Here is a 13,746-nt window from a genome sequence, read left to right as displayed (position 1 = left end):
TCGAGAATGAACTTCTCGATGGATTTTGCTTTTTTATGCCGGCATATCAGTTGGTGTTGGTTTTGCATAGCCTTCTTTATAAGTTTCATCAATGATTTGGCGAATTTCTTTTAGACTCTTGCCATCCTGATGCATTTTAGCCGATTGTACAGCAATTTCTAAGCAGACTAAACAACGAGTACCGTGATCATCCCAGACGATGGATCCATCCTCACGTTTTTCCTGAATAAAGCAGTTTAAATTACTTTTATGACCAGAAGATTCGCCACATCCACAATAACATGGCATCCATTCAAGAATTTCTGTAGATTGTCCAGCAACTTGATAAACCAAGCGAATATTTTCTTGTTTACCCTCTAAAAACGTTGGAAGAACATTTGCTGAAGCTGTTTCTTCCTGAATATCGCCTGAAGCATGACTATCCCCTTCATGGGAAGTTTCACCTTCTGTAGCTACATGATCATTTTCAACATTTTTCTTATTTTCTCCACACGCACTTAATAACATTAACGCTAAAACAATAAAAATAGAAACCGTTTTCTTCAACAATAGCGCCTCCTACATGTTTACAATACTTCCATTATAACATCGCTCTCATAAACATTTACATGGAGCCTAGTTGAAAATCAATGAAATATATCTAAACCGCGTGTTTTGTTCATAAAATGTTCTATTTTCTCGCTCAGTAACTTTTTTAAGAAAAAGCCAAAGAGGATAAAGACGAACCAGAAACCAATTAAGAAGATGAGATCTACCCATACAGTTGACCAGATAATGCCTCCAACCGCCTCACGCATCATTTCAATGGCATACGTAAAAGGCAAAAATGGGTTAATGATTTGGAAGAACTTTGGCAATAATTCCACAGGATATGTCCCACCAGAGCCCGCAATTTGTAAAACAAGCATCACAATCGCTAAAGCTTTTCCAACATTTCCAAAGACCGAGACTAACGTATACACAACGGTTACAAATACTAAGCTAATCAAAAGTCCAAACAAGATAAAGTAAGCGGGCGCCTGAATAGAACCGTCAACTAAAAAGGTATCACCGATCGTAATGATGAGGGTTTGTATAATAGAAAAAGTTGCAAACGTTAGTAAGCGGCCAAAATAGATTTCACGGATACTATAAGGTGAATTTTCATGAAGATTTACGGATAATAGTGAAATTAATAATAAACAACCGACCCAAATGGATAGCACTGTGTAAAATGGTGTCATCGCTGTTCCGTAGTTGGCGATAGGGAAAATTCGATGTTCCTTTAGTTTAATGGGCTCTTCAAAGAAATCACGCTCGGCATTGACATCATTCTTTAATAATTGCACAATCTCTGAAATATCCGCTTCATTTTCTAAAGTTCGAAGTTTATTCGCTAGGTCCTTGATTTTTGTACTTAAAGTAGGGAACTCGCTTTGGATTTTCTGGAGAGCATTATTAGCCGTACCTAACGTATTTTTTGCCTGTGTCAATTTATCTGTTGCCTGAGGTATGAATTGTTTTACATCCGTCAACATGGCAGAAGCACTTGTTAATGTACTTTTAGCACTAGACAATGTTGAGCGAATTTGTGGCTCCAATTTATCGTTATAGTAGACCAAGAATTTTTGTAAATTAGCGGTAGCATTTTGTGCGATGTTTTGAATCGCTGTAATATCTTGTTGAATGACGTTTTTATCAATGGGCTGTAATTGTTCAATTTTTGTAAGGATATCTGCATGTAATGTATTTAATTGTTGCAAGTCTTTTAGAGCGTTTAAAGTTGAATCGGTAAAGGTCGGATTATTTTGCAGGGCATCACGTATAGCTGTAAGCTGTTCAATGATTTGTTCATTATCTTGGGCATTACTTTGCTGTAAAGATGCTATGATACGATCTAAGGAATCCTGCAACTGATTTCGGGTTAAAGTATCTGCTTGAATCAACTTCTGTAGCGCCTCAAGTGTTTGAATACTATGCGTTATGTTTTCTTTGGACGTCGACAATTGATTTTTTAATGCTTCTTTTGTTTGGGTGATAGAGGCTGAATCAAGATCAATGCTGTTGAGTTTATTCATAATATCTGTGAAGTGCTGCGCAATATTTTGGACAGTTTGTACATCCTTTTTAATAAGGGGAGATAGCTCATTAAACAGAGCATCTGCTTCATTCACAAGAGTTAGACCTTTTTGAATAGTAGTCAAACCATTTGTTGTTAATTGTTCTACTTGTGGAATTTGTGTGATCGCACGATTGAGTAATTGATCGGCATCCTTCCCTTGGCTAGAAGCCTGTGCTAAAAATGAATTGATATCAGGTAAATGCTGCTCTATAGTAAAGACATAGTTTTCAAATTTTCGAAAGTCAGGAATTTCACGTTCCATTTCAAGCCCAATAGTATTAAAAATGGAGAATAGCGTCCCGTTGACCGTTGATACAAATTCACTAGAAACCTGCTGGGTAAGGACACTTGCTCCTTTACTTGTTATTTTAGGGGCAATCGGATTCTTTTTTTCATTTACATAATAATCAATATGCGCTTTAGTTGGTTGCTCTGTCAGAATGGAGGTGAGCTTTTGCGAAAAGTCATTGGGAATAACGATCATGGCAAAATAATCTCCATTTTTCAAATGCTCCATGGCTTGCTGTTCGTTTTCAAGCTCCCAAGTAAAGCTTTCATTCGTTTTTAAATTCTCGATTACTTCATTTCCAACATTAATTGCTTCATTTCGAACGGTGGTTCCAGTATCCTCGTTGACAATAGCGATTTTCATATTGGATGTGTGGGCGTATGGGTCCATAGAGGCATAGATATTAAGCCAGGCGTAAAGTGAAGGAAGAAAAATCAATCCGCCCACAATGATAGCTACTACCCAGTTTGTGACAATGTTCCGGATATCCTTCGTATAAATTTGAAATACATGCTGAAACGAGTTTTTCATATAATCACCCCACGTTCAAATTTTGCATGAACTCTCAATATGTATGTTCCCAAATATACTTAAAATTATGTTATAAATGTGAAATATCTTTTTTTAAAGGCGAATTAGTTTACTAGGTTTTCAAAACAATTTATAATCAATCCGGATACACTAAAATTAGGATTTTAGTGTAAAAAAGGAGGTCACTATTCTAGTGAAAAAATTATTAATTATTGGTTCCGTTATTGTTGTATTATTTGCAGCAATTATTGTGCTTACCAATGTCTCAAACAAAAGTAAACTAGAGAGCGCAAACAACCCTTATGGCGATAAAAAGCTGAAACAAGAAACAATTGATCAATTAGATGACAAAAGCTATCAAAACATTATGTTACCAGATGAATTAGAGGCAAAGATTAAAGCAGGTGAACCTGTGAATGCGTATTTCTTCAGCCCGATTTGTGTACACTGTCAAGCATTTACACCTGAATTAATGCCAATTGCAGATGAACTGGGTGTCGACATTGCTCAATTGAATGTCTATGAATATGAAGATTTATGGGAGAAATATCATATTGAAGCAACACCAACGTTTATCCGTTTTGAAGATGGAAAAGAAGTGAACCGTTTTGTAGGGGCACTAAAAGAAGAGGACTTACGCAACTTCTTAAATACGGTAGTGTTAAAAAAATAATACTAAGGAGACTGTATCAACATTTTGATCAGTCTCTTTTTATGTTGTAGTGTATACTAAAAAGACTGAATAGCTATACACTGGAGGGATTTTTAAATGTCAATGGATGATTTTTTTTACAATGGCGAGCTAATGAAATGCTATGAAGCTGCAAAAATGGTGACAAATGAAGAGGAACTAGCCCTTGCGCAAAAATATATAATATTATTAGAAGAGTATGATTTCGCTCATTATCCAAAGCCGACTCTTTATGGAGAAATACAACATGCAGAACGTGCGGACGAAAGCTATCCAGAATCCGATGCGGTTGTAGGAATACGTGCGATCAAAGATGAAGAAGCATTTGCAATGAATATAAAGCAATTAGAAGAGGTAGCAAAGACAGGAACAGGTAATGAAAAAGCCCAATCCTTCTTTACTCAAGGAGAGCTGTTTTTATTCGCCCATCAATACAATGAAAGTGTCCATTGCTTTCAACAAGCCGTTAAGGAAAATCCAAATAAGGCCGTCTACTGGGGAATGACGGGCCAGACAATGCATCGCTTTGGCTGGATGCCTTTTGATGCGCTTGGTTATTTGGAGCAGGCGATCAATTTAGATCCAACTAACCCTCGTTGGAAATGGAATAAGGCATTAGTTCTTATTCAATTAGCCAAGGATTTGCAAATGGCACCGTTTATGGCGAATGCTGCAATCGCTTTGGAAGAGGCAGTAGTTTCCTGTGGTGAACATCAACGATCATTGAAAGATGCTATTCAAAATACGTTGGATACTATGGATAGCTATGTTTTCTCGTAATTCATTCAGGATGTCTTCCTTTACAAAGGGAGACATCCTTTTGTGAAATGTCTATAGAGAGGGCTTCGTTGCCATATTTCACAATCATGGTATGATAAGATAGAAAAAAATGATTTGTAGATATAAAGGACGGATTTTTTATGGCACAAGAAGTGGCAAATAAGTTTATTGAAAACGTATGTAATCATTTAGTTCGCAATATGAATATTACTAAGGTAGAAGAACATTTTAAAGAAACTATAGCAATGCAACGAAATTCAGCAACTTCGGCTGTTGATTTCTGGGATATGCTAATGATTAATATGCTCTACTTTACTGAGAATGAACAGGCATGGGAACAAGAATTCCTGAACATGCTAAACGCTAAAAAATGGGTAAAGCCCTCAACTTTAGAAGAGGAATTATTGATGCATCAGATGCGTATCCGACAACAAGTAGCAGAGCAAATGGATACTGTAAAGGAATTGTTCCATCAACAATATGAGACAGAAGGCATGACAGAGGAAGCGATCATCTACGACTATGCATATAGCTCTGCGGGGCATTCTATGCGTATGGATTTATTAACGGTTCTGGTGTCCACACCTGAGCAATCACAAATACTTTTTGACGCAGATCCACTAGAGACCATTCGTGTTGTCAATGGGTATATTGCTTACCATACAGATGGATTAATCAATAAAACAAAATTACTATAGCTTTGTTACAAAGATTGACTGTGAAAGGAATTTGAAGACATGAATACACCATTTACTTTTAAACATACACCACCTACTAATATGGACACTACAAAAAAATACCCTGCTATTTTTTTATTGCATGGTATGGGAAGTAATGAAGACGACTTACCACAATTAGTACAGGACTTTCAAGAACAATGTCATATATTTAGTTTGCGTGGACCCATTACACAAAAACCAGGTTATGCTTTCTTCACTATTCAAGAGGTAGGGCAACCGGATCGTGCTATCTTCGATAAAGTATTAGTGGCTTTACAACGATTTATATTAGAGGCAATTGACGAATATCAAGTTGATCCCCATAAAGTATTTTTATTAGGCTTTAGCCAGGGAGCCGTACTAGCACAATCACTGGCCTTTGTAATGGGGAATTTAGTGACGGGCATTGTCGCATTAAGCGGCTATACACCTAAATTTGTAACAGAGGAATATTCTATTCGCTCTGTTGAACATTTACAAGCCTTTATTTCTCATGGTGATTATGATTATGTTATTCCATCACAATGGGGAATGGAAAGCAAAGAGGTTTTTGAACAATTTGGGGCTACTGTGACATTTAAGCAATATCCAGATGGACATGGGGTAACACCAGATAATATGCGTGATTTAGTGGCATTTTTGGCCCAGCAACTTCAGGGAGATCTTTAATAATAGAAGCCGAGGCAAAATTCGCCTCGGCTTTTTACTTTTCTTGAATAGTAATGATAAGAATCGAGCAAGAAGGTTCAAATTCATGTCAGTCGGTGGTATCATAGAAGATGTTGTGAATGAGCGTACTTTACTAGATAAAAACATGTACTTTATGTGAACTTAGAGACAGAACAGAACTAAAAGGGGTAAAATAATAATTTGATGTGCTAGATGCAAATTTTGTCGCTTTCTATCGATTGTGGCGTGCAGAAATTATGGAGAAAAGGAATTAAGATGAATGGAACAAAATCTGAACTCGGAGCATAAACCGCAATCCTCCGGAACAACACGAGGGAAATCGTCTCGCTCTACTATTTTAGCGCAAACAGTCAAAACAGGAATTATCAAATCTAATTTAATACCAATGTGGGCTGGTTTAACGCTAGGGATGTACAAAAATAAAATGACGTTTATAGACAATATACCAGAAATGATTTTTTCAACAGTTGGTTCTGCCCTTGTCATTGGAGCAGCAGGGGCCTTTAATAATGTGTATGACCGTGATATCGATGCGATTATGCCTCGTACACAAAGCAGACCGACCGTCACTGGGGAAATGTCAGCAAAATCGACTCTATCATTAGCGATAGCTATGTTAATTATCGGATTAGCCGTCTTGGCGCTTGCGTCACCATTAGCAGCGGCATTTGGTTTACTAGGAGTATTTTTATATGTAGTCCCTTACACAATGTGGACAAAACGTCGTACGATTTATAATACAGAAATTGGTAGTATAAGTGGTGCAGTACCGCCATTAATTGGCTGGTCTGCCGTATCGACAGATATTACACATCCTGCAATACTTGGTTTATTTTTTGTGATGGTTATTTGGCAAATGCCGCATTTTTATGCCATTGCAATCCGCAAACGTGTAGATTATGAAGCGGCAAGTGTGCCAATGCTTCCTGTTGTTAAAGGTATGCGCCGTACGTATTATCAAACAAATTTCTATTTAATTTTATTAATTCTATCAAGCTTTTTATTTGGTTCCTTAAGTGTGGGAATTATGCTTGTCGCATTACTATTAAGTATTGCATGGCTAGTAATGAGTATATATGGCTATCATAGTAATAAAGATCAAGTGAAGTGGGCTACTAAAATGTTTGTTTTCTCACTATTCCATATGACCATATTATTCACAACAGTTATTGTGTACTCTTTAGTAGGTGTTATCTTCAAGTTATATTAATAGAAAAACCAACAAGTTAATCGTTACTTGTTGGTTTTTTATGTTCGACTGAGAATATTTGACGACTTGGCCATTCGAATGCGTGTAATTGTCCACCAAATACAGCACCACCATCAATACCGATAATATTGTTTTCACCAAAGTAGACACTGTAATCAGTTGGGTTATGGTGAAGTCTATACGTAGGTGTATGTCCAAAGATAACGGTTTTATCTCCTTGATAGCCTGCATGAAATTCTTCTCGGATCCATAGTAATTGCATGGGGTCTGTTTCTGACATCGCAACGCCTGGTATAACTCCACCATGTACAAATATAGCATCCTCTAATTCAATGTATGTTTCGAAGTTTTCAATTAATTGTAAATGCTCTTCTAGCTTTGGCAACGTTTTAATAAAGCTAGGCAATGTATGGCTAGCAATAGCATCCTCGAAATCGTTCAGCTGGTAGCCGTAGCTTGCTAATGTTGCATCCCCCCCACAAAGTCCTACCCAATGGTTCCATGGTTTAGCAAGGCCAGAACGGCATGCATTGAGCATGATGGCTTCATGGTTGCCGAGGAGAACTCGTGCTCCTTTTCCTTGTAATTCGCTCACTAAATTTAACACACCGCTTGAAGCTGGACCTCTGTCGATGTAATCACCGAGTAAAAAAAGTTGATCTTCATCTGGATTATAGTTTGCTTTTAGTAATAGTTCTTCAAAAAGCGCTAATTCTCCGTGTATATCACTTATTGCTAGAATTCGATTCATTTATGCGCATCCTTTCCAATATCACAGCGGTTACTATTAAGTATAGAAAATATTTCTGCAAATTTCGACTTTCCTAACTTCAACTATCTATCCTTTATAGAAATTTCACAGAATCCATTCTCTTTATCATATGACAAGTAATTTCTTTTCTTTATATATTTGTCTAGAGTGTGTTGATGTAAGTGGGGGAGGAGGGCAAACAACTAACAACAGTAGAAGCAGGAATACTGCTTCTACCATTAGGAGGAGGTCTAGTAGATGGCGGAGGGTTACATCTGTAGCTTTTTCCATGCTTGTTTAGCTACTTGTTCATCAAATGTTGAGATTAGACGAAAATTGTTGTCGTCTAAAATACGGAAATGAAGGCTAATGATATTTTGCTGAAGTCGGAACCCTCCATGCTCATGTATATTTTTCCACCATATGTATCCACCCATTGTTTTATCTTTAGGCTGCAATGTTCCATTATTCGCAATCAAATCCACCACCTCTAATGGTTCACCGCCTAGCTCGTGTTGCAAAATAGTACTGTCACGACACAAAGTACAGACGGCAACAGTAGTTGTCCATCCCGCTAGAATACGCCCCTTTTCAATTTGGACAAGTGTTTTTTTAGATAATCCAAGTAAATCACTCATTTGATCCTGGGTAAAAGCTTTTTCAGTACGGATTAATTTCAGTTTTTCTGAAATGAGTGTGATTAATTGTTCACGATTCATTCTAAACACCCCTTTTTTTCAGATCATTAAGTCCCATTATACATGAAAGTTAAGAAGCATGTTTTTGTTTTAGCTGGGAAGGGAGGTGAAAAGAAAACAGACTGTCCAAAATGAACAGTCTGTGAGAGGTTAAATTTCATATTTTTTCGTATCAGAAATGACACGGAAATGGATGCCTTTTATTTGGGCACTTACTTTATGACGGAGTGTGTCAATATCGACTAGCTCATCTTTACTTTGAACGCACTCAGCGATTTGTTGTAATAACTTTGTAAAAGCTTCTTTAAATAAAGCGCGCATATTATCGAAATCTAGGCTACGGAAACTGCCATCTATATCAAATGCTTCTACAGAATTTAACTGCTTAGAGGCACCTGCAAAACGATCGTCGTACACTGTGTAGTTTTCATCTGTTACGACGATAATATATAATACTTCGCCTGTAATTGTTTTTAATTCAATATTTGTTTTATGTTTTTTTACGTCGGAAATAATGTGTATACCATCTGAATGATATAGTTTAAATAATGTCATGTGTATAGCCCCCTGAAACTAGAATCATATTCCTACTCTCATTATAGCTTGAAATGGCTAATAATGGAATAACGAAAATGGTTTCAAAATAATAAGGTTAGGGCTGTACCTTTGTAATGAGGGACGCCGGTGCACTAATTCGTAGAGGTCGAACCTCGATATAATGTATCTGATGTCCTTGTTGTTCATAAATACTGAAGACATAGGAGCCAAGCTCAATATTTGCGGATGCTTTTATCCCATTATTCACGGATAAGAACCAACCACCTAATGTTTCCACTTCCTCGGCTTCTAATGTTATATTTAGTAAATTTTCTACATCTTCAACAAGCATCTTTGCATTTAATATATAATGGTTTTCTGTGATTTTTCGAATATCTGCAATTTCATCATCGTCAAATTCATCACGAATTTCACCAACAATTTCTTCTAAAATATCTTCAACGGTTACGAGACCTGATGTCCCACCATATTCATCCATTAAAATGGCCATATGAATACGTTCTTTTTGCATTCGTACAAGTAATTCTTGAACAGGGATAGTTTCAATAACACGAATAACTGGATTAATGAAATCTTCGATGACTAATGTCTCGTCTGTAAGCTTCTCAAGTAAACCGTGTGTAAACAATTCCTTTGCATTGATAAACCCTAAAATATTATCGCGGTCGCCATCATAAATAGGGTAACGCGTATATTTTTCAGCGGCAAAATGATGGATGATAGTTGTAAACGAGTCATTTCGTTCAATCCCTACAATTTCTGTTCGAGGAACCATGATTTCACGAGCAATACGTTCGTCAAACTCAAAGACGTTATTTACATATTTAAGCTCTGTTTTATTGATTTCACCACTTTTAAAGCTTTCAGACAGTAATAGTCGCAGTTCTTCCTCCGTATGAGAAAGCTCATGCTCACTTGCAGGCTTCATACCGAAAAAACCAATCAAAACGCGTGCAGAGCCGTTCAAGAACCAAATAAATGGGTACATGATTTTGTAGAAGAACATAATCGGCTTTGCGAAAAGTAGAGTAATCGTTTCCGCTTTTTGAATAGCTGCTGTTTTTGGGGCTAGTTCGCCGACAACAACATGTAAGAATGTAGCGATAGCAAAGGCTGTACCAATGGTAAAGATCGTCATATATTTATCTGAAATTCCGATCATTTCGAATAGTGGGTGTAGCATAAATTCAAAAGTTTTTTCACCAACCATACCGATACCAAGAGCTGTTACTGTAATCCCTAATTGACAGGCAGATAAATATTCATCTAAATGACTGACCACTTGCTTAGCAGCAATGGCTTTTGTATTTCCCTCTGCAATAAGTTGATCAAGTCTTGAGGAACGAACCTTTACAATCGCAAACTCTGTTGCCACGAAAAAACCTGTTAAAGCTAATAAAATGGTAAAAATCGATAAGTTTATTATGGTATCCAAATAGTCGTTCTGTAAAAACAGAACGTCACCTCCTAATTATGAATAAGTAAAAGTAAGGATTGCATTAATGCAATACTTTCAGGCGAAACATTCTTTTTAATAGTTTCAATTTTTTTATCATCTTGCTGGTTCATTTGTTCTAGTAGAGAAGCTACATCATGCTCTAAATCTTGCATTTTTAAACGAAGCATTTGTACATCAATTTCTTCATAGGGAGTGATGTTTAATTCATGTTGGATTTCAACGAGTGAAAGCCCTTGTTGTTTGCGCTGTTCAATGAATTGAAGTCGTTCAATCATGAAGGGATCATAGTAGCGATAATTTGTTGCAGAACGTTCTGCTACCAACAAGCCTATGTTTGTATAATAATCGATTGTTCGTTTTGTAATGCCAGTTTTTTCAGCAAGCTCGCCAATTTTTAATTTCTCTGTCCCAATGCAAACACCTCCAAACCATCACGTTGTACTTTGATTATAACGTGATGGTTTTATTTTATTCAAATAAAAGCACCTAATATTTCAAAATTGTAAGACTTATTATAAAAAAACGATTCTGCCAGTTATCATGGCAGAATCGTTTTTAATGCGTTGACAGTAAATAGGTATCATATAGGTGATGGAGTGCTTCTTCACCATTTTTTTGTAAGAGATTTTCATTATTAAAAATAACGATCGTTGTAGTTTGAGAGCTATCAATTTTATCATCAATTATTTTGCATGTAACGTCTACAATGCCTGACTCAGCAAGCTTTTCTTTCAACTCATCATCCCATGGCTGATCAGAAAATAGTGGGGGTTGCCAAGTGCCTCTCACATGTAGCTCATTTTTTTCCGGGTCATAATCCCAGCGTATGTCACGTAAAATAGTTTTAAATAGGTCATTAACCGTGAAAGATGTATCTTTATAGTTAATGTCTATAGCGCGTATAGCATGTACATCTCGACTTACTGCACTAGCCGCGGAGTTTGCCGCTGTGTTGATGCCAGAAGCTGCATCTTTAATTTCTGATAATCGATCACCACAGCCGGTCAGTAGTGCGCAGATGCAAGTCATACAAGCTAATTTTGTCATCCATTTCACAAGTAGTCCCTCCAGTCTAGCATGTTGTTACTACTATCTTATCGAAAAGAAAAATATGAAGAAAGGGCATGAAAGCGGTAGATTGTGACGGTTTTGCAACGATGCGACCTCCACTCGATTGTTCGTCATTTGGGAGTATAGAAGTATGAAAATTTGGTGAAAAACAAGTAGAAAGGGAGCGGTTTGTGATGAAAATTAATGATGAAATTCTTGATCGTTTAGGAACTTATTTTGTTTATCATGCCGTCTACGATAATTATGGCATTACCTTTGAAAACTTTGTGGAGCGTTGGATACGAGGAATTCTGGAAGTATAGTGAAAATAAGCAGGTCTATCGTCAAACGAACTTGTTTGAACGGCTTCTGCTCCAAGCCTTACCATCCGCTGGTGGCAAATAAAAGAGTCGTGTTCTTTATCTGAACACGACTCTCCTGTATATTATTTGAAATGATTGGTGATAAATTGATTGGCTTCTTGCCAGTTATATACCCTTACAACATTGTCAGGGACAGCAAGACGGTTATAAGGCGTATCAAATAACACGACAGGTATTTTTAGCTCCTCTGCCAGCATAACCGCATTATCGTGCTTATCCTCAAAGAAAGCCTCTACATGATGCTTTTTAGCAACTGCTAATTTATCATGGCTACCTAAAAGTTCGATATGATCATAGGGGATAGCCTGAGTTTTAAACCAATTCATTGTAATGTCTGCTACATTTTCGCCTCGTGCCGAAATATAGTAGAGCTCATAAGAATTTTGCCAAGCAGTTAGAATGCTTTTTGCATCTTTTGCCACTTCCGACACTTCGTACATATAAGGCTCGTTTTCTTTAAACCAAGTGTTAAAGGCACTACGATCAACAGGGTGCGGAAAGGCTGATAAAAAATCATACTCACAAACATCATCAAGCGTAATATTTACGTTATATTGTTTATTAATATGTGGGATGAGTGTACTTGGACATGTTACAGTCCCATCAATATCAATACCAAAGCGGGGCTTTTTCATGCTAGTACCTCCTTAGGCATTCGCTTTTTGTGCTTCTTCTGCTGCGCGCTTTTCTTCCATCTCTGCCGCTAATTTATCAATTTCTTTTTTCAACTCTTCAACCATTGTTTCTTCAGGGACTTTACGAACAGTTTTCCCCTTCATGAATAACAAGCCCTCACCTCGTGCACCAGCAATACCGATATCTGCTTCACGTGCTTCACCAGGACCGTTTACCGCACAGCCTAATACTGCTACTTTTAAAGGTACCTTCAATTTAGAAATATATTCTTCTACTTCATTCGCAATGGAAATTAAATCAATCTCAATGCGTCCACATGTTGGACAAGAGATCAGTGTTGCCATATTTGAAGCTAGACCAAAGGATTTTAATAGTTCACGTGCTACTTTTATTTCCTCAACAGGGTCTGCTGAAAGTGAAATACGTAATGTGTTACCAATTCCTTTTGATAGGATGGCTCCAAGTCCAGCCGCTGATTTTACAGTACCAGCAAACAGTGTACCTGATTCTGTAATACCTAAATGTAGCGGATAATTAAAAGCCTTAGCTGCTTTTTCATAGGCTTCAATAGCAAGGTTTACGTCAGATGCCTTCATCGATACAATAATATCGTGGAAGTCCAAGTCTTCTAAAATTTTAATATGGTGAAGAGCAGACTCAACCATACCATCAGCAGTTGGATAACCGTATTTTTCTAAAATATGACGCTCTAATGAACCAGCATTTACACCAATACGAATTGGAATACCTTTTGCTTTAGCTGCATTCACGACAGCCTCCACTTTTTCTTTACGACCAATATTACCTGGGTTAATACGTACTTTATCGATACCATTTTCAATGGCTTTTAATGCTAATCTATAGTCAAAATGAATATCAGCTACTAATGGAATATGGATACGTTTTTTGATTTCGGCAATTGCATCTGCAGCACGCTCATCTGGAACTGCAACACGAACTATTTGACAGCCTGCTTCTTCAAGTCGAAGAATTTCTGCCACTGTTGCATCTACATCATGTGTTTTTGTTGTACACATACTTTGAATGAATAATTCATTACTACCACCAATTGTTAAGTTACCGACACGTACAGGACGTGTATTTGTACGGTGACAAATTTCACTCATTAACTTTCTCTCCTTTTCGGGCCACTATTTTCAGCCGTCACTGTCATTTATTTTAGCAGTGTAAGAAAATAAG

The 13,746-nt window shown here is 37.1% G+C and carries 16 protein-coding genes; 6 read left to right on the top strand and 10 right to left on the bottom strand.

Translation table 11 applies throughout. The annotated features are described in order from the left end of the window. Positions 1-33: 33 nt before the first annotated feature. The gene (locus MKX57_RS15680; protein ID WP_008178374.1) at positions 34-546 is read right to left on the bottom strand and encodes a PCYCGC motif-containing (lipo)protein; all 513 of its coding nucleotides are present in this window, start codon (positions 544-546) and stop codon (positions 34-36) included. 80 nt (positions 547-626) lie between these two features. Continuing rightward, positions 627-2,921, bottom strand: a complete 2,295-nt coding sequence (locus tag MKX57_RS15675) for a YhgE/Pip domain-containing protein (RefSeq protein ID WP_008178372.1) — start codon at positions 2,919-2,921, stop codon at positions 627-629. Between the two features lie 193 nt (positions 2,922-3,114). Between MKX57_RS15675 and MKX57_RS15670 the strand changes: the two genes are divergently transcribed. The 5 genes from MKX57_RS15670 (at position 3,115) to cyoE (ending at position 7,011) form a co-directional block, all read left to right on the top strand. After that, positions 3,115-3,594 carry a thioredoxin family protein gene (locus MKX57_RS15670; protein ID WP_008178370.1) on the top strand — a complete coding sequence of 160 codons (480 nt, stop codon included), beginning with the start codon at positions 3,115-3,117 and terminating at the stop codon, positions 3,592-3,594. 96 nt (positions 3,595-3,690) lie between these two features. After that, positions 3,691-4,392, top strand: a complete 702-nt coding sequence (locus MKX57_RS15665; protein ID WP_089986124.1) for an O-linked GlcNAc transferase — start codon at positions 3,691-3,693, stop codon at positions 4,390-4,392. 140 nt (positions 4,393-4,532) lie between these two features. After that, entirely contained in the window at positions 4,533-5,090 is a 558-nt protein-coding gene (locus tag MKX57_RS15660) for a hypothetical protein (RefSeq protein WP_008178366.1), read from the top strand. Positions 5,091-5,129: 39 nt separating this feature from the next. After that, the gene (locus tag MKX57_RS15655) at positions 5,130-5,780 is read left to right on the top strand and encodes an esterase (protein WP_089986123.1); all 651 of its coding nucleotides are present in this window, start codon (positions 5,130-5,132) and stop codon (positions 5,778-5,780) included. A gap of 280 nt (positions 5,781-6,060) precedes the next feature. Beyond that, positions 6,061-7,011: a heme o synthase gene (cyoE, locus tag MKX57_RS15650; protein ID WP_036127120.1), complete on the top strand. Its 951-nt coding sequence runs from the start codon at positions 6,061-6,063 to the stop codon at positions 7,009-7,011. Positions 7,012-7,027: 16 nt separating this feature from the next. On the opposite strand, the gene MKX57_RS15645 is transcribed toward cyoE, so the two are convergent. The 6 genes from MKX57_RS15645 to MKX57_RS15620 all read right to left on the bottom strand — a co-directional run bounded on the left by MKX57_RS15645 (position 7,028) and on the right by MKX57_RS15620 (position 11,524). Beyond that, positions 7,028-7,762, bottom strand: coding sequence for a metallophosphoesterase (locus tag MKX57_RS15645; protein WP_008178362.1), 735 nt, complete (start codon positions 7,760-7,762; stop codon positions 7,028-7,030). A gap of 269 nt (positions 7,763-8,031) precedes the next feature. Continuing rightward, positions 8,032-8,481, bottom strand: coding sequence for a transcriptional regulator (locus MKX57_RS15640; RefSeq protein WP_239355460.1), 450 nt, complete (start codon positions 8,479-8,481; stop codon positions 8,032-8,034). A 129-nt stretch (positions 8,482-8,610) separates the two neighbouring features. Then, entirely contained in the window at positions 8,611-9,015 is a 405-nt protein-coding gene (locus MKX57_RS15635; protein WP_239355459.1) for a hypothetical protein, read from the bottom strand. Between the two features lie 97 nt (positions 9,016-9,112). Continuing rightward, a complete protein-coding gene (locus tag MKX57_RS15630) occupies positions 9,113-10,453 on the bottom strand; it encodes a hemolysin family protein (RefSeq protein WP_008178355.1) in 1,341 nt (446 codons plus the stop codon). 32 nt (positions 10,454-10,485) lie between these two features. Further along, the gene (locus MKX57_RS15625; RefSeq protein WP_083244712.1) at positions 10,486-10,869 is read right to left on the bottom strand and encodes a MerR family transcriptional regulator; all 384 of its coding nucleotides are present in this window, start codon (positions 10,867-10,869) and stop codon (positions 10,486-10,488) included. A 163-nt stretch (positions 10,870-11,032) separates the two neighbouring features. Then, positions 11,033-11,524 (bottom strand): hypothetical protein, encoded by a 492-nt coding sequence (locus MKX57_RS15620; protein ID WP_239355467.1) that lies wholly within the window; start codon positions 11,522-11,524, stop codon positions 11,033-11,035. Between the two features lie 197 nt (positions 11,525-11,721). Here MKX57_RS15620 and MKX57_RS15615 point away from each other — a divergent pair, with 197 nt between their 5' ends. Beyond that, the gene (locus tag MKX57_RS15615; RefSeq protein WP_008178349.1) at positions 11,722-11,850 is read left to right on the top strand and encodes a hypothetical protein; all 129 of its coding nucleotides are present in this window, start codon (positions 11,722-11,724) and stop codon (positions 11,848-11,850) included. A gap of 122 nt (positions 11,851-11,972) precedes the next feature. On the opposite strand, the gene MKX57_RS15610 is transcribed toward MKX57_RS15615, so the two are convergent. Further along, complete coding sequence (locus tag MKX57_RS15610) at positions 11,973-12,545, bottom strand: nucleotidase (protein ID WP_008178348.1); 573 nt, start codon at positions 12,543-12,545, stop codon at positions 11,973-11,975. Positions 12,546-12,557: 12 nt separating this feature from the next. Continuing rightward, complete coding sequence (ispG, locus tag MKX57_RS15605; protein WP_008178346.1) at positions 12,558-13,673, bottom strand: flavodoxin-dependent (E)-4-hydroxy-3-methylbut-2-enyl-diphosphate synthase; 1,116 nt, start codon at positions 13,671-13,673, stop codon at positions 12,558-12,560. Between the last annotated feature and the right edge of the window lie 73 nt (positions 13,674-13,746).

It is taken from the genome of Lysinibacillus sp. FSL M8-0216 (assembly GCF_038595555.1).
GTDB classification, from domain to species: domain Bacteria; phylum Bacillota; class Bacilli; order Bacillales_A; family Planococcaceae; genus Lysinibacillus; species Lysinibacillus fusiformis.
This window is presented reverse-complemented; position numbering and strand designations above follow the sequence as displayed.